The following is a 22,592-nucleotide window of genomic DNA, read 5'->3' on the forward strand; positions in this document are numbered from 1 at the left end:
AAGGCGACCCTCCAAGAGTCGCCTTTAAATCATATAAAAATCCTTATTTATTATAACTGAATTTCACCCAGATCGTTGGTGCTGTTTTCTTCTACCACAACCTCATCAATGGTGTAGATACTTAATCCAGAATCGTCATCAGGAATGACCTCTAATTTATAAGTTCCGGCAGGAACTCCATTAAGGGAGAAATTACCATTGGCATCGGTATAGGCTGAGATGGTAACATCATTATTACTAAGCACTACAAGGCTGGTAAGATCAGCAGTAAAATCGGCTGGAGGTAAAACGGTTCCTACCACCTTTCCGGCATTGGCTTCAGTATTTACTCTTATTACCGGGTTCAGGTTATAACCTCCATTTCCTGTAACCACAACCGATTTATCGACATCAAAATCGAGTAAAAAGGAATAGTTTTCACCGGCAACAAAATCCTTGTCTATTTGAAATTTCAAACCGGATTCCTGGCCACTGGGAACATTCAATGATTTTGTTTCGCCATCAATTACCACTGAATTTTCAGATCCTAAAACTAAACGCATCTGACTCACGTATCCGGCTGGAACTTCTGAATTAGCCAATACCTGGGTAACTCCACCTGTAAGGCCTAAAAGATCATAGACCCCAGTGTCTACATTTCCAACACTAATCCATCCATCGCCGTCAGTATCTCCTTCCAGGGTTCCATCGGTTTGCACATGAATTTCAACATCCTGAACATCCACGAAGACCGCATCATAATCTCCGGGCGCATCGGTCATCCTGACTGTCAAATTAGCGGTTCCGGATTCGGGATTATCGGTATTATCTTCAGAACAACTGGTTAATCCAAATATTATAAGGCCAGCGATTAAAAAATACTTCAAATAAAATGTCTTTAAAATTCTCATAAGTAGATATTATTGGTTTTTGGGTTTTTAACGGCAATCACCATGCAAAATTTTTCATTATCTCTTTTTATTAACGAAATTTAACGGGTCTTAACCCTACTTTAGTTTTTGGAAAAGGCAAAAATAATCCAACTATCGTAAATTGAAATAATATTTTAAAGCTATGAAAACTGCATTAATTACAGGCGCTACCAGCGGAATTGGTAAATCAACGGCGATACGGTTCGCCCTTAACGGCATTAGATTAATTCTCTGCGGAAGGCGACAGGAAAGGCTGGAAAAGCTAAAACAGGAGCTTTCTGGGGAAACAGAGGTACACATCCTCAGTTTTGATGTGAGGAATAAAGACGATGTGTTTGAAAAAATTGGTTCCCTGCCAGAAGATTTCCGTAGAATTGACATTCTCGTCAATAACGCAGGAAATGCCCACGGCCTGGATCCCATTCAGCAGGGAAATATGGATGATTGGGATGCTATGCTCGATATTAACGTAAAAGGTTTGCTGTATGTGAGTAAAGCGGTGATGCCGGGAATGATCGAAAGGCAATCTGGACATATTATAAATATTGGTTCCACTGCAGGTAAAGAAGTTTACCCAAGAGGAAATGTGTACTGTGCAAGTAAACATGCGGTTGATGCCATTAATCAGGGTATGCGCATTGACCTTAACGGAAACGGAATACGTGTTGGCGCTGTAAATCCGGGACTTGTGCATACCGAATTCAGTGAAGTTCGTTTTAAAGGCGACACTGAAAAAGCCGAAAAAGTCTATGATGGATTTCAGCCGCTAAAGCCGGAAGACATAGCCGATATCATTCATTTTGTGGTCACAAGACCTTACCATGTTAATATCGCTGATCTTACCGTTCTACCTACGGCGCAGGCAACAAGTACTATCGTTGATAAAAATTGATTATTCTTTATTCTTATTTTTTATAAATGTCTCATTTCAAAAATTTTCAAGACCTGGAAATTTATAATCTCGCCCGAGTCCAATGTCAGAGAATCTGGAATTTAATTCAGGAAACTGAATTAAAAAACGATTATAAATTGAGAGATCAAATTAATGCCTCTTCAGGTTCGGTAATGGACAATATTGCAGAAGGTTTTGGAAGGGGAGGAAATAAAGAATTCATTCAATTTCTGGCGATAGCTCGGGGATCAAATAATGAAACCATGGCTCAGTTGCAAAGGGCTTATGATAGAAAACATATTTCAGAAGAAGATTTTCTTCAGATAACAAAAAATGCAGAAGTCCTTGGAAATCAAATTTCCAAATTTCTTAATTACCTGAAAGCTTCAGAAAAAAGAGGGTCCAAATTCAATAAAAAATAAGAATATTAAATAAAGAATAGAAGAAGTGATCAACAAACGCCTTCTCATTAAAAACCTGCTCGCGCATAACGACGAGAACAGCTTTTATGATAAAAAGCGGCAACTCAATATTGGCGAAAAAGAAGGGAAGGCTAAATTTTTAAAGCATATCTGCGCTCTTTCAAATTCCAATCCCGAGAACAATTCGTATATCGTGATTGGCGTTGAAGATGAAGATAATAGCATTGTGGGCATCGATTTCTTTGACGACAGCAAAATTCAGAATCTCATCAATGCCTATCTTACAAATCCCCCGATCATTTCCTATGAAAATATTCCCTTCCCGCACCTTTCTGATGAACTGGTTGTGGGGCTCGTAACCATCAGGCCTAACCACGGAAGAATATGCTCTTTCAGAAAAAATATTTGGAAATATTACGGAGGTTCGGTCTTCTTTAGGGATGGGAGTATTAGCATGCCCAAAGTTTTTGATATTGAGATAAAAGATATAAACTCCCAAATTGTCGCTTCCATTGAAAATCATTCCCATAACAATATCGAGCATACCCTGGATGGCGTTTTTGATTTCATGAAAAAAAGAAGAGATTATAATCCCGCCTATAAAGTCTTTAAAGAATATTTTGTGGTTTGTTGGGCGGGAAAACAAAAAAAGAATCACAGCGATATTTATTACTCAAGAGTAGATATAGAACTTATAAACGAACAGGTTAAGCTGTTTTATTCAGATCTTGATGAAGTGAGCATCAGCCTCGATAATGACAATTTCACAATTGTGGAATATGTGCATTTAGGACTTCACGACCAGTTTAAATATTATCCGCTTGAAGAGGTGGTCATTCATTTCAGGGATAATGGAAGCTATGAGATAGAAAGTCAGCTTCTTTTTAAACCCCCCGCCTTTGATAAAAAAACGCTTTATCACATCTACAACACCAATAAAGCACTGGTAGAAAAATTGAAAAAAGGTTATGAGCTCAACAAAGAACAGCAAAAAGACCTTCGAAATCTGCCTTCTACTTATTTATTATGTTATTTGAATAATTTTAAAGAAGCTTTAACCAAACTCGAAGAAGCCAAACCTTATCTTAAGGCGTATGATCCTGAGATCTACAACTCTTATAAAGAAAGTATGCGAATTTTGCGGAAGGTGAAATACAATTAATATGGGTAGAAAACTGGTTATTGGAGATCTTCACGGCGGTTTACGCGGTCTTGTTCAGCTTTTAGAAAGAATTGATCTCACCCCTGATGATCAGCTCATCTTCCTGGGAGATTATGTAGACGGATGGAGCGATTCAGCAAATACGGTGAGTTACCTCATCGATCTTTCCAGGCAGAATTCCTGTATCTTTTTAAGAGGAAATCATGACGATCTTGCCCATAAATGGCTGGAAACGGGGGAACTTAATCAAAAATGGCTTGAACATGGCGGCCAGTCGAGTATAGATGCATACCGCGACTTCACCGATGAACAACTGGAGGCACATATGGAATTTTTTCACCAGATGTTCAATTATTATAAAGATGATGAAAACAGGTTATTTGTGCATGCCGGGTTTACCAATCTCCACGGCCCAGATTATGAATATCACGACACGGGTTATTACTGGGACCGCACACTTTGGGAAATGGTTCTTTCCCTGGATCCTGATCTAAAAAAAGAAGATGATTTTTTCCCAAGCAGGCTTCAACACTTCAAAGAAATCTATATTGGCCATACTCCGGTGACCAGAATTGGCAAAACCAAACCCTTTCATAAAGCCAATGTCTGGAATGTAGATACCGGCGCTGCTTTTAAAGGTCCTATCTCGGCAATAGACGTGGAAACCAAGGAACTTTATCAAAGTGACCCCGTGCACACCTTATATCCCGGGGAAAAGGGCAGAAATTAAGTGTTTTTTAGTATGGGCTCTGCCTGCTTATTTATATCTTTGCAGTTCAATTAATTGGAAATTTTTATAAAAATTTTATATTTCAGCATACTAATTGATAGAAATTAAGTAAAATAGATTCAATTAAGCCCTAAACGTTTTAAAATTAAATAGATGGCATTAAAAAATATGAGATTAGAGGTAATGCAAACTGTCGAGAAATCGGTTCAGGGTTTCATCGATAAATACCTCATTCCCGTAGAAGATATATGGCAACCCACCGACTTACTCCCCAATCTTGAGAATGATGAAGGTTTTGAAGTAGTACATCAAATACGGGAAGAAGCCAAAGAACTTGGCTATGATTTCTGGGTGGTGCTCGTAGCCGATATGGTAACTGAAGAAGCACTACCCACCTACGAATCCTGGTTAATGGATATGGAAGGTGTGGAACAACATGGAAAATCCCGTGGCGAACAAAATGCCTGGGCTAAATGGGTACGCCAGTGGACCGGCGAAGAAAACCGTCACGGCGACACCCTGAATAAGTATTTATACCTTTCAGGAAGGGTAAATATGAAAGAAATAGAAAGAACCACCCACCACCTTATCAATGACGGCTTTGATATTGGAACCGGAAGGGATCCCTACCGCAACTTCGTGTACACCAGCTTCCAGGAACTGGCGACCAATATTTCCCATAAAAGGGTGGGCCAGTTAGCCAAGAAAAAAGGCAATAAGATGCTGGGAAAAATGTGTAACATCATCGCCGGTGACGAAATGAGGCACTATATGGCTTATCGCGATTTTGTAAAGACAATTTTTGAGATTGACCCAAGTGAAATGATGCTGGCTTTCCAGGATATGATGAAAAAGAAAATTGTAATGCCTGCGCAATTTCTTCGGGAATCGGGCCAGGGAATTGCAGAAGCTTTTGAAAACTTTTCGAATGCAGCGCAACGCCTGGGAGTTTATACTACTTATGACTATATTGATATTTTACAAAAACTGAATAGTTTCTGGGAAATTGATAAAATGAATTCCCTTACCGATGAAGCCGAAAAGGCACGTGATTATCTGATGCATTTACCCGACAGGATGTCGAGAATCGCTGATAGAATTTCCATTCCACAGGATCCACACCGTTTCAAATGGGTGGAAGCTAACGGAATGGTTTAAAGAATTCTAATGACCCTATAAAATTTAAAGTCCGCTGAATGCGGACTTTTTTTATTGAATTTATTAGTACTTTCACGCCATATTTGCGATTTATGAAAAAATTACTGCTCTTAATCTTAAGCCTCTTCCTTTTTACAAAAGCTTTTTCCCAATCATCGGAAAAATTAAATGAAGTAAAGTTAAATATCGGAAACACCATAGCCATCGCTTCAGTTGAATTCGGGTATGAACGTTTCCTTGATTTTCATCAATCGGTTGAGGGAGTTTTCCTTATCAATGACCGCATGAACTATCATTCAGAAAAAGGAAGCAGGGAATTTAATACTTCCAGTTTTAAACTGGGGTATAATTATTATTTCGGAGAATATAATGCCGGTTCAGGCCTGTATGTAAATCCTTTTTTAAAGTACCGCACCGGAGAATTTACGCAGGACAGGATGATCGACCCCGAAACAACTGGAAAAGAAATAATTGATATGGATTCTTTCATCATCGGGTTCGGCCTTGGTTATGAATGGAATTTTAACGACACCTTTGTAATAGGCCCTTTTCTTAATTTAGGCAGAAACTTCAGCGATACGGTCAAAGAAAAATTCTCAGCCATTGAATTCAATGCCGGGCTCAATATTGGTTACCGATTTTAGCAAATCTTAAGATTCTACCTCGCTGTTCTTCCAGACCTTGTAACTGGCGAGGTCTTTTTCAATTAAATTAAGGCAAAAAGCGATCACTGCAGCATCATCAAGGTAACCCAGCACCGGAATAAAATCGGGGATAAGATCTATTGGCGAAAGCACATAGAGTAAGGCCGCGCCAACAGCAGCTATAATATTAAAAGGAATCTCCCGGTAAGATCCGCTGGCATAATCCCGCACGAGCGAAAAAAGGATTTTTGCGTCATCAATATATCGATGCAATTTACCCTTGTGTTCAAATTTTCTAAGGATCTTTTCTTCTTTGTCGATTACTTTTTCAACATCTTTTTCTTCAAAATCCTCTGTTCTTTTGGTGTGTTCTTCTTTTGCCTTCTCGGTGGAAAATTCGCTCATGCTTAAAATTTTTACTGAAATCCGAAAATAAAAAATTCCTTTTGTCAGCGCAAAACCTTATCATTCCTTTATGATAAATTTTAGAGCTATTTTACCGGAATTTATTATTTAATATTAAAACACGTATTATGATCGCAAGGCAATGGACCTGTGAATTAAAACCCGATAAGAATTTAGAATATGAAAATTTCCTGAAAGAAGAGATTCTTCCTGAACTTTCGGCTTTAAAAGGATTTCACGGGGCGAGTATAAAAAAGAATATTTCAGGTAATGAATATATGTTCACTTCCGAATGGGAAAATCTGGAATCTATAAAGGCTTTCGCGGGTGAAAATATTTCCCGGGCAGTGGTAAAAGAAAAAGCACAGCAAATGATGGTCAGGTTCGACAAAGAAGTGAAGCATTATGAAATTCGCTATCGGCAAATATAAAACCCGCTACATAGCTGAAGCGGGTCTTCGGACTAACAAAACAAATCAAAATTGATTACATTCTGCTTTTTTCTTCTGAAATAGAAGCGTCTTTGATGTTTTTCGTTTTCTGCATCCCAAAATTGTAAGTGAGTTTAATCGAAAACTGTCGGGTTTCCCATCTATTCACCCAGCCAGTCACGACCTCATCCTGACGTGTAACGCTGTGCCAGTAGGCTTTTTTGAAAATATTCTGGCAGCCCGCTTCCAACTGCAACCTGTTTTGCCAGAACTGCTTCTTTCCAGAAAGGCTAAAATCATAGGAAGATTTAATTTTAGTGTTCCCACTTTCCGAAGGGCCGCTGTAAAAAGAAGTCAGTTGAAAGTTCCAGTCATGGTCAAAACTGAACATCTGGTACAGGTTAAGATTATAACCAAAACCTCCGTTAGCGTAGGCGTAACCTGGAATATCAGATTTTTCATAGCTATAATAGGCATCTCCGCTTAACTGAATTTTCCACCAGTCTTTAGGGTCAAAAGGTACATTCACAGAAAGGCCAAAACGCTTACCGCGGCTGGCATTAGCCTGGTAATAAGTAGTGTAATTCCTGTTTTTGTCAAAATCGATCACTCTTGTGATCTTATCCTTATAGAGATACCCGTAAAAACTGGCGGTATACGCGTTATTATAGACGTAATTAAGCTGAAAACTGTGATAAAATTGCGGTTGCAAATCAGGATTTCCCTGCTGTAGGGTATAAGGGTCTATATACTCATAAAAAGGATTCAGATCTTTATACACCGGACGACCAATTCTTCGGCTATATGAAAATTGATACTGATGATTTCCTTTTTCCAGGCTGGCTGAGAAAGACGGAAATAAAGAAATATACTCATCGCTGTTTTTTCCACTTTTCGATTCGCCAGTATAATTTATATATTCAGAACGTAAACCGACTTTAAAGCTGATGTTTTCAAGTGAATACGCTCCCTGTAGATAAGCTGAAACCAGGTCTTCACTATAATTGAAAGTATTATTAAGAAGGTTTTCGGGGATAAAGAGCTGATCCGGGTCATTAGCTTCATAATCATTGGAATACCCGGTATTCACCGACGAATATTTAGCACCGGTTTCCAAATTCAGCTTGGAATTGACTGGCACCGTATAATCAAGCCTCCCTGAAAAAATATGATATTTCAGATTATTGAGGTTATTAAGTACCAGATCGCTCGATCCTTCAGGGTTTATTTCATATTTATTCTGAAGCAGGTTATTATTCTTTTGATCGAAATAAGAGTAATTCAGCTGCGCTTCCAGTTTTCTTTTTCCGTCATCTGAAGAATTCTGGTAGAAAATATTTCCGGTAACATCGGTGACCGGAATATTGGCCTTTTTATTCAGGTCAACCTGTTTGTAAAGATTGACTCCCCTGTATTCATGGGTACTACCATAGGTTTGTTCATCGCCTGTCATAGAATGAATTCGCCAGGAAGTACTCAAAGTCTGGTTGTGAGGCAGGTATCTTTCCACGCCGAAATTCGCGCTTCGCGATAGCGTATGAGGCAGCCATTCATTGGTCTGTACGATCTTTTGATCCTTATCTAAAATATCCTGCTCTACTCTTCTGTGATTTACCGAACGGGTATCGTTGTAATAGGCATTCAAGTTAAAGTTCCATAGCGAATCGCTGTAATAAAGGTTTCCGCCGTTGCGATATTTTGGATGTTCACCATAACCGAATGAGGAATAGACATGCCCTGTAATTCCAGCTTTGCGTTTTTTCTTGAGTACAATATTGATGATTCCCGTGGTCCCTTCCGCTTCATAACGAGAAGAAGGTTGGGCGATGATCTCGACCCTCTGGATATCTTCTCCGTTCAGCGAACGCACATATTCCCGCAGGGCTTCGACTTTTAGAAAACTGGTCTTGCCATTAATGAGAATCTTAACACCTGTGCTACCGCGAAACTGAATGTTCTCATTGCGATCAAGGCTGATACCAGGAATTTGTTGCATCACCTCAAGGCCGTCACTGGCAACGCCGAGGCCCGTTTTTTCAACATCAAATATGAATTTATTGTCTTTCAGACTAATAGCCTTTCTACTCTCAGCGATCAGTTCGACCTCTTTAAGCTCGTTATTTGAAGCATTAAGCTGAATTTTTAAATTTTTAAGTGGAAGTTCGTCGCTGTTTAGTCTTCGGCTAAAATCCTGAAAGCCCATAGCCTCTATTTTCAGAATTGCCGATTTAAACTCTTTTTTTACTTCCATCTTAAAGATCCCGTTTTCGTTGGCATAGTCATAGGCAATAGGTGCTGCCGTGGAGTCGCCCGGAGACAGTGTTACTGTGGCAAAAGCCAGAGGTTCGCCCGCCGAGGTCACTTTCCCAGAGATCACCTGCTGGGCGTGCACAGTAATAAATGACAGAAATGTGATGAGATAGATAATGTTTGTTTTTTTCATGATAAATTGATTTTCGGTTCAAGAATAGGCCGAAATACTTTTAAGAAATTCATTTTCTGACGAAACGGCGAAATTCTGCCACCAATCAGGGTTTTTCTAAAAAGAACCGGTTCATTGTGTGAAAAAGGGTTTTGATCATGTCAAAAGCTGATATAGACGGGAAAAACCATTAAAAAGGACAGAAAGTCTTTAATTTGTAGCCATGACCCGGAAACAGGAGATTACATACCACATTATTTTCTGGATACTGTTCATAGCCATGGATCAGTTTTCGAATTACGTATTGCGGGATTATCATAATCCTGACCTATGGCGTTTAATAGCTACTCTTCTATTTACCACTCTCGAAGTGACAATTTTCTATACTAATTATGCCTGGCTCGCCCCGAGAACCATTCCGCAAAAGAACTGGGCTCAATTCCTGGGAGGCATTATAGCGCTGATATTTGCTTTTGCAGGCCTTAGATATTTTCTGGAGGAAATCGTTCTTTTTCAATTTACAGGTATGCATAATTACACGGCCGATTCCCGCAATTTTCTCTATTATTTTTATGACAATTCTTATTACGCCTTAAGGATTCTTATCATAAGCACTGTTCTCTATCTGATAAAAAAACTGGTAACCACTACGGGCCAGCTTCAGGAACTGAAAATAGAAAAGAAACAGGCACAACTTCAGAATTTAAAATCCCAACTGAGCCCCCATTTTCTATTTAATACATTGAATAGCATGTATTCTGACCTCTATGATACCTCGCCAAAATTGAGCGAGGATATTTTGAAGTTGTCAGAAATGCTGCGCTACGTGACCTATGAAGATGAGAATGACCGTGTATTTTTAAAGGATGAGATCGTTTTTCTGAAGAACTATATCGATCTTTTTCAGCGAAGGTTTGACAATAAGCTGAAAATCACTATTAATTTCCCTCATGCGGTCAGCAATGAACAAATTCCGTCTCTTCTACTTATACATTTTGTGGAAAATGCCTTTAAACATGGTATTCTTGACGATCCGGAAAAACCTTTGAGCATTCTTCTGAAAACCGAAGGAAACAGGCTTATCATGAAAACTATTAATTTCTACAAAACACAAACCAGCTACGAAGAGGTTGGTATCGGTTATAAAAATATCAGAAAAAGGCTGGATCTGATGTATGGTCAAGACTATAAGCTGAATATCAATAATGAAAATGGAAAATTTGAAGCCGAACTGAAAATCCCGATGCTATGAATTTAAAATGCCTGATTATAGACGATGAACCTCACGCGCTGCGAATCCTGGAAAAATACATCCGCCAAGTTCCCTATCTGGAATGTGAGGCAACAACCACCAAGTCTATAGAAGCGCTTCAGCTAATCGAAAAGTTCAGTCCTGATCTCATCTTTTTAGACATACAAATGCCCGATCTTACCGGAATACAGCTTTCCAAACTCATTTCGGGTGATGTGAAGGTCATCTTTACCACTGCTTATGCCCAATTTGCCGTGGAAGGATTCGAGCTGAACGCAACTGATTATCTGCTTAAGCCTATTTCTTTCAGCCGTTTTCTGGAAGCCGTTGAAAAAGTAAAAAAACTAAAGGCTGAAAACAGGCATAACAGCAACGAAAATGAAGCTTCCGAAAATTTCTTTTTCGTAAAGACCGATGGAAAGAACAAATTTCAGAAAGTTGATTTTTCTGAGATCCTTTACCTTGAGAGCATCCGTAATTATGTAGTGATCCACACCAAACACGAACAGATCGTCACTTACAATACACTGAAGCATTTTGAGGAGAACCTGCCTTCAGAAAAATTTATCAAAACTCACAAATCCTATATCGTTTCCATCGCCAAGGTAAGTAAAACTGATACTTCTGAGGTTTGGGTTGGCGATGACAGCCTGCCGCTGGGAGACACTTACCGCCATACTTTTTTTGAAAAAATCAGGGAGCGAAGAATATAAAAACCCGCTCCAAATAGAAGCGGGTTTGATAATCGGCACTTAAAAACTAAACTACAGGTCGAATTTGATCCCTTGTGCAAGAGGTAATTCGGTAGTGAAATTTATGGTATTGGTTTGTCTTCTCATATAAACCTTCCAGGCATCTGAACCTGATTCACGGCCGCCGCCGGTTTCCTTTTCACCGCCAAAAGCGCCACCGATCTCGGCACCTGAGGTTCCAATATTGACATTGGCAATCCCACAATCTGAACCTTCTACGGAAAGAAATCTTTCTGCTTCCCGCAAATTATTGGTCATAATCGCTGAAGAGAGTCCTTGTTTTACTCCATTCTGAATTTCAACGGCTTTGCCAACATCACCCGAATACTTCAGAAGATAAAGAACCGGAGCAAAAGTTTCCTGCTGCACGATCTCGAATTCGTTCTTAGCTTCAGCAATCGCCGGTTTTACATAACAACCGCTTTCGTAGCCTTCGCCTTCAAGCACTCCGCCTTCAACTAGGATATTTCCGCCTTCCTCAACCACTTTTTTAAGTGCATTTTGATAATTCTTCACCGCGTCTTTATCGATCAACGGCCCAACATGATTATTCTCATCCAGCGGATTTCCAATTCTTATCTGTTTATAAGCGTTAACTATCGCATCTTTCACCTTATCGTAAATATCTTCGTGAACGATCAATCTACGCGTGGACGTACAACGTTGTCCGCAGGTTCCTACCGCGCCAAAGACCGCTCCGATCACGGTATTTTTAATATTCGCGTCAGGAGTTACAATAATGGCATTATTTCCGCCGAGTTCCAGCAGACTTTTTCCGAGTCTTGCGGCCACGGCCTGAGCCACGATTTTTCCCATTCTGATGGATCCTGTGGCTGAAATTAACGGCACACGTTCATCCTTTGTCATCATTTCCCCCACTCTGTAATCTCCAGTTATCAAGCACGAGATTCCTGCTGGAACGCCGTTTTCAGCAAATATTCTCGCTGCAATATTCTGGCAGGCAACCGAGGTAAGAGGAGTTTTTTCCGAACCTTTCCAAATACAGGCATCGCCACAAACCCAGGCTAAAGCCGTATTCCATGACCATACCGCAACCGGGAAATTAAAAGCTGAAATCACTCCAACCACTCCCAGCGGATGATATTGTTCGTACATCCTGTGGCCGGGACGCTCACTGTGCATGGTAAGTCCATGAAGCTGGCGGGAAAGTCCCACTGCGAAATCGCAGATATCAATCATCTCCTGAACTTCTCCCAGGCCTTCCTGGTAAGATTTTCCCATTTCATAAGAAACCAGCTTTCCCAACGGTTCTTTTAATTTTCTTAGTTCATCATTGAACTGGCGAACCACTTCCCCTCTTTTTGGTGAAGGCCAGGTTCTCCATTCTTTAAACCCTTTTTCGGCGGTGGTGATCACTTTTTCATAATCGTCTTTGGTCGTGGCTTTCACTTTTCCCACCAAAGCTCCATCTACAGGAGAATAAGATTCGATAATATCACCATTTCCAAACCAATCTGTTCCAGTGGAAGTCCCGTTATTAATTTCATTTAAACCTAGATCTTTCAGGGCTTGTTGAATCCCGAATTCTTCAGCGATTTTACTCATTAAATTGCGTTTTTATCTGTTATTTTGTGTAGTTCTTGCGAAAATAGAAAAAATAAATCGCTATTCCTCGACGGCAGTAAATCTTGGATCCACCGGCATGACTTCCCCGCAATTATCACAGGTTCTGAGGTTCTTATTGGTATAAAATTCCCTAAAATGCTTTAGGAAATCGGTTTCTATATCCTGAAGCGGAAAATAAACCTCGTGAAGTTTATGATTGCAATTATCGCAGTACCAGATGAGGCCGTCTTTTCCTTTTTCATTAATACGCTTTCGCTCTACCACCAGGCCAATAGAACCGTCGTGGCGTACTGGAGAATGAGGAATTTTGGCCGGATTAAGATACATATCCCCGGGTCCAAGTTTCATGGTCTTTTTCTCGCCGTCTTCCTGAATATAAACTTCTATATTCCCTTCCAGTTGATAAAATAACTCCTCGGTTTCATTATAGTGATAGTCTTTTCGAGCATTTGGGCCGGCCACGATCATAACGATATAATCCCCTGACTCTTTGTAAAGATTACGATTTCCAACAGGCGGTTTTAAGCTTTCCCTGTTCTGCTCGATCCATTTATTTAAATTGAATGGTTTGTTGACTGCCATAATTTTCTGATTTATAGCTTAAAATTAAGCAATATGCGCCATACGGCAGTAAATATCCTGCTAAAGTTCCAAAAAAGCGCTTCGGCTGGAATACCGGAAATTTCTTTAACTTTCCCTTCCAAATTACCAAAAACATGAAAAAACTTCTTCTTCTATTTAGTCTAGTCGCGTTTTTCGCCTGTAATGACACCGAAAGTAAAACGGAGATTTCCGCTGAAAAATCAACTTCCCAAACCGAGCAGGACAGCATTCCAAATTTTGGGATCGTTATTCATGGAGGTGCTGGGACTATATTGAAAGAAAATATGAGTGACTCTATGGAACAGGCTTACAGGGCTAAACTTGAAGAGGCAATAAGAACAGGCTATGAAATTCTTGCTAATGGCGGAAGCTCTGTGGAAGCTGTAAAGCGTACCATAAATGTCATGGAAGACAGTCCGCTTTTTAATTCGGCTAAAGGCGCCGTTTTTACCAATGAAGGTAAAAATGAACTCGACGCTTCTATTATGGACGGCCAGACTTTGAATGCCGGAGCGGTGGCCGGAGTAACCAATGTTAAGAATCCTATTAACCTCGCTTACCAGGTGATGGTGAATTCAGACCATGTGCTTTTATCAGGAAGAGGAGCAGAACAATTTGCAAAAGAACAGGGCCTGGAACTGGTAGATCCCAGTTATTTCTACACCGAAAAACGCTATAAGGCAATGGAAAGAGCCCGCGAAAGGGAGGAAAAGGAAAAAAATAACAAAACTGCCTTTTACGATCCGTTTATCAAAGATGAAAAATTTGGGACCGTTGGTTGCGCCGCTCTTGATAAAGACGGTAACCTGGCAGCGGGAACCTCAACGGGAGGCATGAGCAATAAAAAGTACAACCGTATTGGCGATTCCCCAATTATTGGAGCAGGAACTTATGCCAATAATAAAACCTGCGCCGTTTCTTCAACAGGCTGGGGTGAATATTTTATCCGTGGAGTGGTCGCTTATGATATTTCTGCCCTGATGGAATACAAAGGAGTCTCTCTTCAGCAAGCTGCTCATGAGGTAATTCAGGAAAAATTACCAGCACTGGGTGGTGATGGAGGAATAGTCGCTATTGATCATGATGGAAATGTGGTGATGGAATTCAACACAGCCGGAATGTACCGTGCCACGATGAATAAAAATGGGGAGCTTAAAATAGGCATTTACAGCAAATAATATTCTGCTCAAATTCGGTTTAAGAGCAGATTCTATTCGAAGAAAATTCTTTTTTCTGATAATTTTTAAACCTTTTGAGTTAATTCAGTCTAAGAAAAAAGGAACGGATTTATCATAAATTTTAGGTTTGTTTGGTTCGGTGTTTACCGAACCCATTGTATATTTGCAGCTCAATTTTTCAGATGATGAGGGGATGTCCCGAGAAAAAGAAGAAGCTGATAGAGGAGATAGGAGTCTTGTTTGAACAAACACATGACTTAACGCCTCTTGCCGCAAGGATCAATGTGATCATGATACTTTCGCCCAATGAAGGCCATACTTTCGAAGAAATCGTGCAGATTACGGGAGCCAGTAAAAGTTCAGTCTCTACTCAGCTCAATTTGTTATTAAAGTTAAACCGTGCTGAATATTTTACCAAAACAGGCGAGCGAAGGCGCTATTTCAGAGCGAGTAAGCAGTATGTGAAAATGAGATTACAGGATCATCTTCAAAAAATCCAGAAAGAACTGGAGCTGTTTGAAGAACTGACCCAATACAATAAAGAAAACAATCCTGAGAAGTTTCAGAAGAATAAAGATTTTACCAATCATTATGGAAACTATCTCCGGGCGCAAAAGAAGAATTTAGAAACCGCCATCGCAAAAATGCCTGGCAATTAATTAATCGACCAAAAGATGAAATTAATCAGGATCATTCCTTTAATAAGTTTTTTAGCACTATTACTGGCCTGTAACAACAACGAAAGTTCAGGTAATCAGGGACAGGCGCCTACATATCCTGTTCTTAAAATTCCGCGAAAGACTGTCACTACTTATAATTCTTATCCGGCATCTATTGAAGGAACCGTAAATAGCGGCGTTCGGGCAAAAGTTCCCGGTTATATCACAGATGTTCTTGTGGAAGAAGGCGAGGAAGTTAAAAAAGGCCAAATCCTTTTCAAACTGGAAACCGAATCGCTTTCTCAGGATGCGGCAGCGGCAAAAGCAAATGTTAATGCTGCGCAGGTGGAGGTCAATAAGCTAAAACCCCTGGTAGAAAAGAACATTATCAGCGAGGTGCAGCTTGAAACTGCCAAAGCAAAGCTCCAGCAGGCAAAAAGCAACTACAATAGTATTGTTGCAAATATTGGGTATTCCAATATTAAAAGTCCCGTTGATGGCGTTGTGGGAAAAATCAATTATAGAAAGGGTGCACTGGTTAGTCCGCAGGATCAAATCCCTTTGACCACTGTTTCCTCAATAGAAGATGTTTATGCGAATTTTTCGATGAACGAAAAAGATTTCCTTGATTTCATGCAGAATGCCGAAGGTGATAACATTTCAGAAAAAATCCAGAATATGCCCAAAGTGAAGCTTTTAATGGCAAATTCCCGGGAATATGAAAAAGAAGGAACTATAGAAACCGTTTCGGGCAGCATTGACCAACAAACGGGAACAGTCAATTTCAGGGCAAAATTTGAGAATAACGGACTCCTTAGAAATGGTAGCAGCGGAACTATTAAAGTCCCCCATACTTTTGAAAATGCGCTTGTCGTGCCAAGCCTTTCAACTTTTGAACGCCAGGGGCAAACCTTTGTTTACAAAGTGCAGGCCGACACCCTAACTTCTAAAGCTATCCAGGTGAAAGGAGAGGTGAAAAATCTATACGTGGTAAAAGAAAATGACGGAGTCCAGGAAGGCGAATTAATCCTTGCCAATGGCGTTAACAAGGTGCGTCCCGGAATGAAGATCAATCCTCGCGAAGTGAGCCTTGATAGTATCACTGGATCATTTGATACTGTTTTCAAATAATAGAGCATGTTAAAGACATTTATAGAACGCCCCGTACTTTCTACTGTAATTTCCATCATTATTGTGATTCTGGGTCTACTGGGTCTTAGCCAGCTCCCCGTTACCCAATATCCCGATATCGCTCCTCCAACGGTACAGGTAAACGCGACCTATCCCGGTGCGAATGCCGAAACACTTATACAAAGTGTGATCATCCCTATTGAAGAGGAAATAAACGGAGTGGAAGGAATGAAATATATTACCTCCAGTGCCAGTAATAATGGTAGCGCCAGCATTCAGGTTTTCTTTGAGCAGGGATATGACGCTGATATTGCAGCGGTGAATGTTCAGAATCGTGTGGCAAGAGCCAATTCAGTGCTTCCTGCTGAAGTGATTCGTGCAGGGGTTACTACTGTAAAAGCTCAGAATTCTGCTCTTCTTTATGCCAGTCTTTATTCTGAAAACCCTGATTATGATGATGTTTTTATTCAGAATTATTTGAATATAAACGTAAAACCTGAACTTCAACGGATTAATGGGGTTGGGAATGTGAATGTGTTTGGAGGAAAAGATTATGCCATGCGAGTATGGCTTGATCCTGCGAAAATGGCCAATTACGGCCTTGTACCAGGTGAAGTGATTAACGCCATTGGGGAACAGAGCCTCGAAGCAGCTGCTGGTGCCCTTGGCCAGAATTCCGGAGAATCTTTTGAGTATGTCTTAAAATACAGCGGACGTTACAGTACCGCTGAACAATATGAAAATATAATCATTAAGACCCAGAGCAACGGTGAGTTTTTAAGAGTGAAAGATGTGGGAAGAGTTGAATTGGGCGCACAGTCTTATTCTTCCCTTTCAAGGTCTAAAGGCTATCCGGCCTTAAGTTTTGGGGTGTTTCAAACGCCTGGTTCCAATGCGCAGGAAATTATCGAAAAGGTCTATGATAAACTGAACGAGCTAAAAAAGGATTTTCCCGAAGGAATGGATTATATCATTAATTATGATACCAACAAGTTCCTTACCGCTTCTATGGATAAGGTTAAAACTACACTTTTTGAAGCTTTTTTACTTGTATTTCTCGTGGTTTTCATTTTCCTGCAGGATTTCAAATCGACAATTATTCCGGCAATTGCGGTGCCTGTTTCTATCATCGGAACGTTCTTTTTCCTTAAGGTACTGGGTTATTCTATTAACCTCTTGACCCTTTTCGCTTTAGTTCTGGCAATCGGTATTGTTGTAGATGATGCGATCGTGGTGGTTGAAGCCGTTCATGCGAAACTGGAAGAAGGAGCCAAAAGTGCCCGCAAAGCCTCTATTTCTGCAATGAGCGAAATTGCCGGCGCGATCGTTTCCATTACTCTGGTCATGGCGGCAGTATTTATTCCTATTACTTTTATTCAGGGCCCTGCAGGAGTTTTTTATGAGCAATTCGGGGTAACCCTGATCATTGCCATTTTAATTTCCGCTGTAAATGCGCTAACTCTGAGTCCTGCCCTTTGCGCTGTTTTTCTGAAACCCAAAAAAGAGGAAGACAAAAAGAAGAATTTCTTTCAAAGGTTTCATTCTGCTTTTGAAGCGGGTTTTGCGGCGACACGAAATAAATATACCCAATCCCTGGGATTCCTCACCAAACACCGATGGATAAGCCTGCTTATTTTGATCATTGCCGGCCTTGCGATCTACTGGACGAACAAAGAAATTCCTTCTGGTTTTGTCCCTTCTGAAGATCGAGGGGTAATTTTTGTAAATGCAGAGTTACCACCAGGTTCCTCTCTTGACCGATCTTACGAGGTAACACAGCAATTATACGATCTTGCTCAGGATGTTAAAGGAGTTCGTACCGCTTCGGTCAGAGCCGGAGGTAACTTTTTCTCCGGCTCAGGAAGTTCTTATGCAATGGGCTTTATTATCCTGGATGACTGGAAAGAACGGGAGACCGATGAAACTTCAATTGATAGTATCATCGCTAAATTGAATAGGAAATCGGCAGCTATAAGTGATGCAAAGATCATCTATTTTTCTCCACCAAGTGTCCCCGGGTTTGGTAGTGCAGACGGATTTGAGATGCAACTGATCGATCGTGGTGCCCACACCCTGGAAGAGCTGGATGCCACTGCCAATCAATTTGTGGGCAATCTCATTCAACAACCAGAAGTTGCTTATGCTTCAAATCCTTTCAGTACCAATTATCCACAATTGCAAATAGATATTGATGTTCCAAAAGCGAAAGAAGCCGGAGTTTCTGTAAAAGATATCCTTTCTGTACTTCAGGGTTATGTAGGAGGTTATTACACGGCTAATTTCAGTCGCTTTGGCAAGCAGTACAGGGTTTTTGTTCAGGCTCTACCTGAAGATCGCGTAGATAAGCAAAGCCTAAACAGTATGTATGTAAAAACATCTGGAGGAGATATGACTCCTATTTCCCAGTTCGTCTCTTTAAACAGGACCTACGGACCTCAAACCATTTCACGATTTAATCTTTTCACCGCCATAACCATAAACGGAACGGCTGCAGCCGGAAAAAGTTCAGGAGGAACCATCGACGCCATACGAAGGGTCGCGAAGGATCTTCCGGCCGGTTTCGATGTGGAATTTTCTGGCCTTACCCGCGAAGAAATTGCAACGGCAGGTCAGGCCGGTATTATTTTCCTGCTCAGTATTGTCTTTGTTTATTTCTTACTTGCCGCCCAATATGAAAGTTACCTGTTGCCATTTTCGGTGATCTTTTCTTTGCCAATAGGGGTTGCAGGCGCTTATCTCTGCACCTGGGCAGCCGGCCTCCAAAATAACATATATTTCCAGATCGCCCTCATCATGCTTATTGGACTCCTGGCTAAAAACGCGATTTTGATCGTCGAATTTGCCAGGCAGCGAAGGCAGGAAGGTATGTCTATTACCAAAGCAGCAATAGAAGGAGCTAGTGTACGATTAAGACCTATACTTATGACCTCTTTCGCATTTATACTGGGCCTTCTGCCTCTGGTCCTGGCAAATGGAGTTGGCGCGGAAGGTAACCGTTCTATAGGAACAGGCGCCGCCGGAGGTCTTCTTATAGGAACCGTCTTTGGAATATTTGTAATTCCCATACTTTTTATAGTATTTCAGTGGCTTCAGGAAAAAATTGGAAAAAAAATTAATAGCGAAAACTGAAATGAGATCAGCACTTAGATATAAAGCCATTTTTGCCATTGCCGGACTCCTGAGCCTGCAGTCATGTTTCGTCGCCAAAGATTATAAGCAGCCCGATGTGGTAAAGCAGGAATATTACCGCTCTGATAATTTACCTGCCGATAGTCTTAATATGGCGAATGTTTCATGGAGAGAAATGTTCAATGATCCTATACTTCAGGATTATATTGAGAAAGGCCTTCAGAATAATATTGATATTAGAGTGGCCTTACAGCAGATAATTGCTGCCGAAGCCTATGTAAAACAGGGAAAAGCGGGTTATTTGCCAACATTGAATACCAATGCCAGATACACGCACCAGGAACTTGCCCCAAATAGCCAGTTTGGAAATTTTTTCAGTTCACTGGATCAATATGAGATAAATGCCAACCTTTCCTGGGAAGCCGATATCTGGGGAAAGATCACCAGCCAGAAAAAAGCATACCAGGCAAGAGCCCTGCAAACTGTGGCCGCTCATCAGGCCGTGAAAACAAGATTGATCGCGGATATTGCTACTACTTATTACCAGTTGCTGGCACTGGATGAACAAATTCGCATTACCGAAGAGACCATCGATACCCGTGCAAGTAGCCTGGAAACTACCAAAGCTTTGAAAGAAGCCGGAAATGTTACCGAAGTTGGCGTACAGCAAACAGAAGCCCAGTTATACAATGCACAGGGAATTTTATTAGACCTGAAAGATCAGCGTTACCAGCTTGAAAATGCATTTTCAATACTTCTGGGTGAGGCTCCGAATAATATTGTAAGAACAGATCTCTCCGAACAGGAAATAACAACCAATCTCAACGTTGGGGTTCCTGTTGAGCTTTTGAGAAATAGGCCTGATGTTATCGCAGCCGAATACAATTTTATGAATGCTTTCCAGCTCACAAACCTAGCGAGGACGAATTTCTATCCAAGCCTGAGCATCTCTGCCACTGCCGGTTTGCAATCGCTCGATCCTGCTACCCTTGTCAATACAAATTCTCTTTTCGCGACGATTATCGGAAACCTAGCCCAGCCTATCCTTAACGGAAGAAAGATTAGAACCCAATATGAAGTTGCACAATCACAACAGGAGCAGGCAAGGCTGAATTTTAGAAAAACCATCCTTATTGCTTCTAAAGAAGTTTCAGATGCCCTTCATTCGTATAAAACGGCAACCGAAAAAATTGTGGTTAAACAAAAAGAATTTAATGCCTATTCGCTGGCAACAGATTATTCTCAGGAACTTCTAAATAATGGTCTCGCCAATTATCTTGAAGTACTTACTGCAAGACAAAATGCTTTGAATTCAAGGCTGGAGCTCACCAATGCACGCTTTAATCAACTTAAGGCTATGGTTAAGCTTTATGAAGCTCTTGGTGGTGGATGGCAATAAAACCTTTATAGTTTTTTAGTTAGTTGTTGATAAAACCAGCCTTAAACTGAAATGTAGGGCTGGTTTTTTTCAAGGAATTTGAAAGTTAAATTTTTCAGTATAATTCAGTTAGTACCGGAAAAGATTTTTTCACCACAAAAAGCAATAAAAGGTTCTTCTAAAAAGGATCTTTAAAGTTGGAAATTGCAGACATATTTTATGTTTTCCTTTTAAAAAACAGGAAAATTTCTTCTTATTTTTATAGGTAAATTCACTGCTATGAAAAGTAGTTTTAATGAAATTATCAATAGTGATAAGCCTGTACTTGTAGATTTTTCTGCAGACTGGTGCGGACCCTGTAAAATGCTCGGGCCCATATTGAAAGAGGTTAAAGCTGAAATGGGTGACAGCCTCAAAATTGTAAAAATTGATGTGGATAAAAATCAGCAGCTGGCGAGTAAATTCCAGGTAAGAGGAGTCCCCACAATGATCCTTTTCAAAAACGGAGATCAGTTATGGCGACAGTCCGGCGTCTTGCAGAAAAATGATCTAATCCAGATAATAAAAGCTCGGACATAATTTTATCCTTTTTGGGCAGCTTTTTCAACCAGCCTCGAATTATAATAATTTACATCTCCGGTTACTTCTTTTCCCAGCCAGGAAGGAATCTCAAATTCATCATTTTCGTCCTGAAGTTCGACTTCGGCAATTATTAAACCTTCGAGTGCTTCCAAAAAAACATCCACTTCAAAAGTATGCCTGCCTGAAGAAACCAGGTATCTTTCTTTCACAATTTTACCCGGCTCACAGATTTTAAGCAATTCTTTAGCTTCCTCCAGAGGAATTTCCTTTTCCCATTCAAAACGAGAAGTTCCGCTTTTATTCGATTTTCCTTTAATCGTTAAATAAGCCTTATCTCCGGTGGTTCGTACTCTGATGGTTCTTGCGGGATCGGTATTTAAATAGGCCTGCTGAATGGAAATTTTTTTTTGTGCTTCTTCCTTGAATTTATCTGATTTTACCAGAAATTTTCGCTCTATTTCATTCATCTTTTCGCGTTTTGAGCCACGTCTTTTATTTCATCTGATTCCAGAATTACCGATTTATAGGAGTTATTCGCGAGATAAATCATGGTTTCCACAATTTCGTCAGGATGAATACTTTGATATTTTCTAAATTTTCCTTTAAGTAAAGGATTGATCAAATTCATGATCTTTTTAAAAGCCTTTTCCATTGGCCGGCTATCTTCTCGCTCTCCTCCTATTAATACCGGACGAAGAATATGCGTTTTATCTATTTTCTTATCAAGAACAGCACCTTCCATTTCACCTTTGGTCCTGTTGTAGAATATACTGCTGTTCTCATTGGCTCCCATAGCCGAAATCACCATGAAAATAGGGATTTTATTCTGTTTGCAGAGTGTGGCCGCTGTAGCCGGAATTCCATAATCTACTTTACGGTAAGTATCTTTATCAGGCGTTTTTTTCTGTGTGCTGCCCACGCAACAAAAAACCTCATCAGCAGTAAAAAGGTCGCGGAATTTTTCAAGTTCGAAAAGATCTATTAAGTATTCTTCCAGTTTTTCACTTTTAGTATTTAGATGGTTTCGAGTGAAAACCTTGATCTTATGGTAGCGATCATCTTTTAGCAGTCGTTGCAAAAGCGTACCGCCGGTAAGACCAGTTGCTCCTAAAATTATTGCTGACTTCGTCCTGCTTTTCATCGTTTAGATACTATTCCACCTTT

At 40.4% G+C, this 22,592-nt stretch carries 21 protein-coding genes and 1 pseudogene; 15 read left to right on the forward strand and 7 right to left on the reverse strand.

Annotated features, from left to right (window positions below; translation table 11 throughout):
* Positions 1-50 precede the first annotated feature (50 nt).
* The gene (locus C7S20_RS05035) at positions 51-866 is read right to left on the reverse strand and encodes a DUF4382 domain-containing protein (protein WP_227009105.1); all 816 of its coding nucleotides are present in this window, start codon (positions 864-866) and stop codon (positions 51-53) included.
* Between the two features lie 187 nt (positions 867-1,053).
* On the opposite strand from C7S20_RS05035, the gene C7S20_RS05040 reads away from it, so the two are divergent.
* From C7S20_RS05040 to C7S20_RS05065, 6 genes are all read left to right on the forward strand, one after another.
* The gene (locus tag C7S20_RS05040) at positions 1,054-1,803 is read left to right on the forward strand and encodes an SDR family NAD(P)-dependent oxidoreductase (protein ID WP_107011457.1); all 750 of its coding nucleotides are present in this window, start codon (positions 1,054-1,056) and stop codon (positions 1,801-1,803) included.
* Positions 1,804-1,829: 26 nt separating this feature from the next.
* Entirely contained in the window at positions 1,830-2,225 is a 396-nt protein-coding gene (locus C7S20_RS05045; protein ID WP_107011458.1) for a four helix bundle protein, read from the forward strand.
* Between the two features lie 25 nt (positions 2,226-2,250).
* Positions 2,251-3,387 (forward strand): ATP-binding protein, encoded by a 1,137-nt coding sequence (locus C7S20_RS05050; protein WP_107011459.1) that lies wholly within the window; start codon positions 2,251-2,253, stop codon positions 3,385-3,387.
* A 1-nt stretch (position 3,388) separates the two neighbouring features.
* Entirely contained in the window at positions 3,389-4,117 is a 729-nt protein-coding gene (locus C7S20_RS05055) for a metallophosphoesterase family protein (protein WP_107011460.1), read from the forward strand.
* A 153-nt stretch (positions 4,118-4,270) separates the two neighbouring features.
* Positions 4,271-5,275: an acyl-ACP desaturase gene (locus tag C7S20_RS05060; protein ID WP_107011461.1), complete on the forward strand. Its 1,005-nt coding sequence runs from the start codon at positions 4,271-4,273 to the stop codon at positions 5,273-5,275.
* 92 nt (positions 5,276-5,367) lie between these two features.
* Positions 5,368-5,919, forward strand: a complete 552-nt coding sequence (locus tag C7S20_RS05065) for an autotransporter domain-containing protein (protein ID WP_107011462.1) — start codon at positions 5,368-5,370, stop codon at positions 5,917-5,919.
* An 81-nt stretch (positions 5,920-6,000) separates the two neighbouring features.
* Here the strand turns inward: C7S20_RS05065 and C7S20_RS19725 are convergent.
* A pseudogene (locus tag C7S20_RS19725) lies at positions 6,001-6,105 on the reverse strand (YkvA family protein); the annotation flags it as partial.
* Between the two features lie 347 nt (positions 6,106-6,452).
* Between C7S20_RS19725 and C7S20_RS05075 the strand changes: the two are divergent.
* Positions 6,453-6,755, forward strand: coding sequence for an antibiotic biosynthesis monooxygenase family protein (locus C7S20_RS05075; protein ID WP_107011464.1), 303 nt, complete (start codon positions 6,453-6,455; stop codon positions 6,753-6,755).
* Positions 6,756-6,810: 55 nt separating this feature from the next.
* On the opposite strand, the gene C7S20_RS05080 is transcribed toward C7S20_RS05075, so the two are convergent.
* Entirely contained in the window at positions 6,811-9,198 is a 2,388-nt protein-coding gene (locus C7S20_RS05080; RefSeq protein WP_107011465.1) for a TonB-dependent receptor, read from the reverse strand.
* Between the two features lie 202 nt (positions 9,199-9,400).
* Here C7S20_RS05080 and C7S20_RS05085 point away from each other — a divergent pair, with 202 nt between their 5' ends.
* Both C7S20_RS05085 and C7S20_RS05090 read left to right on the forward strand, forming a co-directional pair.
* Positions 9,401-10,429: a sensor histidine kinase gene (locus tag C7S20_RS05085; protein WP_107011466.1), complete on the forward strand. Its 1,029-nt coding sequence runs from the start codon at positions 9,401-9,403 to the stop codon at positions 10,427-10,429.
* Positions 10,426-11,142 (forward strand): LytR/AlgR family response regulator transcription factor, encoded by a 717-nt coding sequence (locus C7S20_RS05090; protein ID WP_107011467.1) that lies wholly within the window; start codon positions 10,426-10,428, stop codon positions 11,140-11,142. Before C7S20_RS05085 ends, C7S20_RS05090 begins: the two co-directional genes overlap by 4 nt.
* Before the next feature lie 51 nt (positions 11,143-11,193).
* Here C7S20_RS05090 and amaB read toward each other — a convergent pair whose 3' ends face one another.
* Both amaB and C7S20_RS05100 read right to left on the reverse strand, forming a co-directional pair.
* A complete protein-coding gene (amaB, locus tag C7S20_RS05095) occupies positions 11,194-12,747 on the reverse strand; it encodes an L-piperidine-6-carboxylate dehydrogenase (protein ID WP_107011468.1) in 1,554 nt (517 codons plus the stop codon).
* A gap of 60 nt (positions 12,748-12,807) precedes the next feature.
* Complete coding sequence (locus tag C7S20_RS05100) at positions 12,808-13,350, reverse strand: 3-hydroxyanthranilate 3,4-dioxygenase (protein ID WP_107011469.1); 543 nt, start codon at positions 13,348-13,350, stop codon at positions 12,808-12,810.
* Between the two features lie 134 nt (positions 13,351-13,484).
* Between C7S20_RS05100 and C7S20_RS05105 the strand changes: the two genes are divergently transcribed.
* From C7S20_RS05105 to trxA, 6 genes are all read left to right on the forward strand, one after another.
* On the forward strand, positions 13,485-14,549 hold the full coding sequence (locus C7S20_RS05105; RefSeq protein WP_107011470.1) for an isoaspartyl peptidase/L-asparaginase family protein: 1,065 nt from the start codon (positions 13,485-13,487) through the stop codon (positions 14,547-14,549).
* A gap of 182 nt (positions 14,550-14,731) precedes the next feature.
* Positions 14,732-15,208 (forward strand): GbsR/MarR family transcriptional regulator, encoded by a 477-nt coding sequence (locus C7S20_RS05110; RefSeq protein ID WP_227009106.1) that lies wholly within the window; start codon positions 14,732-14,734, stop codon positions 15,206-15,208.
* 15 nt (positions 15,209-15,223) lie between these two features.
* Positions 15,224-16,339 (forward strand): efflux RND transporter periplasmic adaptor subunit, encoded by a 1,116-nt coding sequence (locus tag C7S20_RS05115; protein ID WP_107011472.1) that lies wholly within the window; start codon positions 15,224-15,226, stop codon positions 16,337-16,339.
* 6 nt (positions 16,340-16,345) lie between these two features.
* Entirely contained in the window at positions 16,346-19,468 is a 3,123-nt protein-coding gene (locus tag C7S20_RS05120) for an efflux RND transporter permease subunit (protein WP_107011473.1), read from the forward strand.
* Between the two features lies 1 nt (position 19,469).
* Positions 19,470-20,867, forward strand: coding sequence for an efflux transporter outer membrane subunit (locus tag C7S20_RS05125; protein ID WP_107014102.1), 1,398 nt, complete (start codon positions 19,470-19,472; stop codon positions 20,865-20,867).
* Between the two features lie 258 nt (positions 20,868-21,125).
* Positions 21,126-21,425 (forward strand): thioredoxin, encoded by a 300-nt coding sequence (gene trxA, locus C7S20_RS05130; protein WP_107011474.1) that lies wholly within the window; start codon positions 21,126-21,128, stop codon positions 21,423-21,425.
* A 2-nt stretch (positions 21,426-21,427) separates the two neighbouring features.
* On the opposite strand, the gene C7S20_RS05135 is transcribed toward trxA, so the two are convergent.
* On the reverse strand, positions 21,428-21,895 hold the full coding sequence (locus C7S20_RS05135) for a CYTH domain-containing protein (protein WP_107011475.1): 468 nt from the start codon (positions 21,893-21,895) through the stop codon (positions 21,428-21,430).
* Complete coding sequence (locus tag C7S20_RS05140) at positions 21,892-22,569, reverse strand: NAD(P)H-binding protein (RefSeq protein ID WP_107011476.1); 678 nt, start codon at positions 22,567-22,569, stop codon at positions 21,892-21,894. Before C7S20_RS05140 ends, C7S20_RS05135 begins: the two co-directional genes overlap by 4 nt.
* Between the last annotated feature and the right edge of the window lie 23 nt (positions 22,570-22,592).

It is taken from the genome of Christiangramia fulva (assembly GCF_003024155.1).
GTDB lineage: Bacteria > Bacteroidota > Bacteroidia > Flavobacteriales > Flavobacteriaceae > Christiangramia > Christiangramia fulva.

Coding starts and splice junctions, on each gene's coding strand:
- C7S20_RS05120 (WP_107011473.1), top strand. CDS start 16,346: ATGTTAAAGACATTTATAGAACGCCCCGTACTTTCTACTGTAATTTCC.
- trxA (WP_107011474.1), top strand. CDS start 21,126: ATGAAAAGTAGTTTTAATGAAATTATCAATAGTGATAAGCCTGTACTT.
- C7S20_RS05065 (WP_107011462.1), top strand. CDS start 5,368: ATGAAAAAATTACTGCTCTTAATCTTAAGCCTCTTCCTTTTTACAAAA.
- C7S20_RS05140 (WP_107011476.1), bottom strand. CDS start 22,569: ATGAAAAGCAGGACGAAGTCAGCAATAATTTTAGGAGCAACTGGTCTT.
- C7S20_RS05110 (WP_227009106.1), top strand. CDS start 14,732: ATGATGAGGGGATGTCCCGAGAAAAAGAAGAAGCTGATAGAGGAGATA.
- C7S20_RS05115 (WP_107011472.1), top strand. CDS start 15,224: ATGAAATTAATCAGGATCATTCCTTTAATAAGTTTTTTAGCACTATTA.
- C7S20_RS05060 (WP_107011461.1), top strand. CDS start 4,271: ATGGCATTAAAAAATATGAGATTAGAGGTAATGCAAACTGTCGAGAAA.
- C7S20_RS05045 (WP_107011458.1), top strand. CDS start 1,830: ATGTCTCATTTCAAAAATTTTCAAGACCTGGAAATTTATAATCTCGCC.
- C7S20_RS05135 (WP_107011475.1), bottom strand. CDS start 21,895: ATGAATGAAATAGAGCGAAAATTTCTGGTAAAATCAGATAAATTCAAG.
- C7S20_RS05100 (WP_107011469.1), bottom strand. CDS start 13,350: ATGGCAGTCAACAAACCATTCAATTTAAATAAATGGATCGAGCAGAAC.
- C7S20_RS05055 (WP_107011460.1), top strand. CDS start 3,389: ATGGGTAGAAAACTGGTTATTGGAGATCTTCACGGCGGTTTACGCGGT.
- C7S20_RS05040 (WP_107011457.1), top strand. CDS start 1,054: ATGAAAACTGCATTAATTACAGGCGCTACCAGCGGAATTGGTAAATCA.
- C7S20_RS05085 (WP_107011466.1), top strand. CDS start 9,401: ATGACCCGGAAACAGGAGATTACATACCACATTATTTTCTGGATACTG.
- amaB (WP_107011468.1), bottom strand. CDS start 12,747: ATGAGTAAAATCGCTGAAGAATTCGGGATTCAACAAGCCCTGAAAGAT.
- C7S20_RS05075 (WP_107011464.1), top strand. CDS start 6,453: ATGATCGCAAGGCAATGGACCTGTGAATTAAAACCCGATAAGAATTTA.
- C7S20_RS05125 (WP_107014102.1), top strand. CDS start 19,470: ATGAGATCAGCACTTAGATATAAAGCCATTTTTGCCATTGCCGGACTC.
- C7S20_RS05080 (WP_107011465.1), bottom strand. CDS start 9,198: ATGAAAAAAACAAACATTATCTATCTCATCACATTTCTGTCATTTATT.
- C7S20_RS05105 (WP_107011470.1), top strand. CDS start 13,485: ATGAAAAAACTTCTTCTTCTATTTAGTCTAGTCGCGTTTTTCGCCTGT.
- C7S20_RS05090 (WP_107011467.1), top strand. CDS start 10,426: ATGAATTTAAAATGCCTGATTATAGACGATGAACCTCACGCGCTGCGA.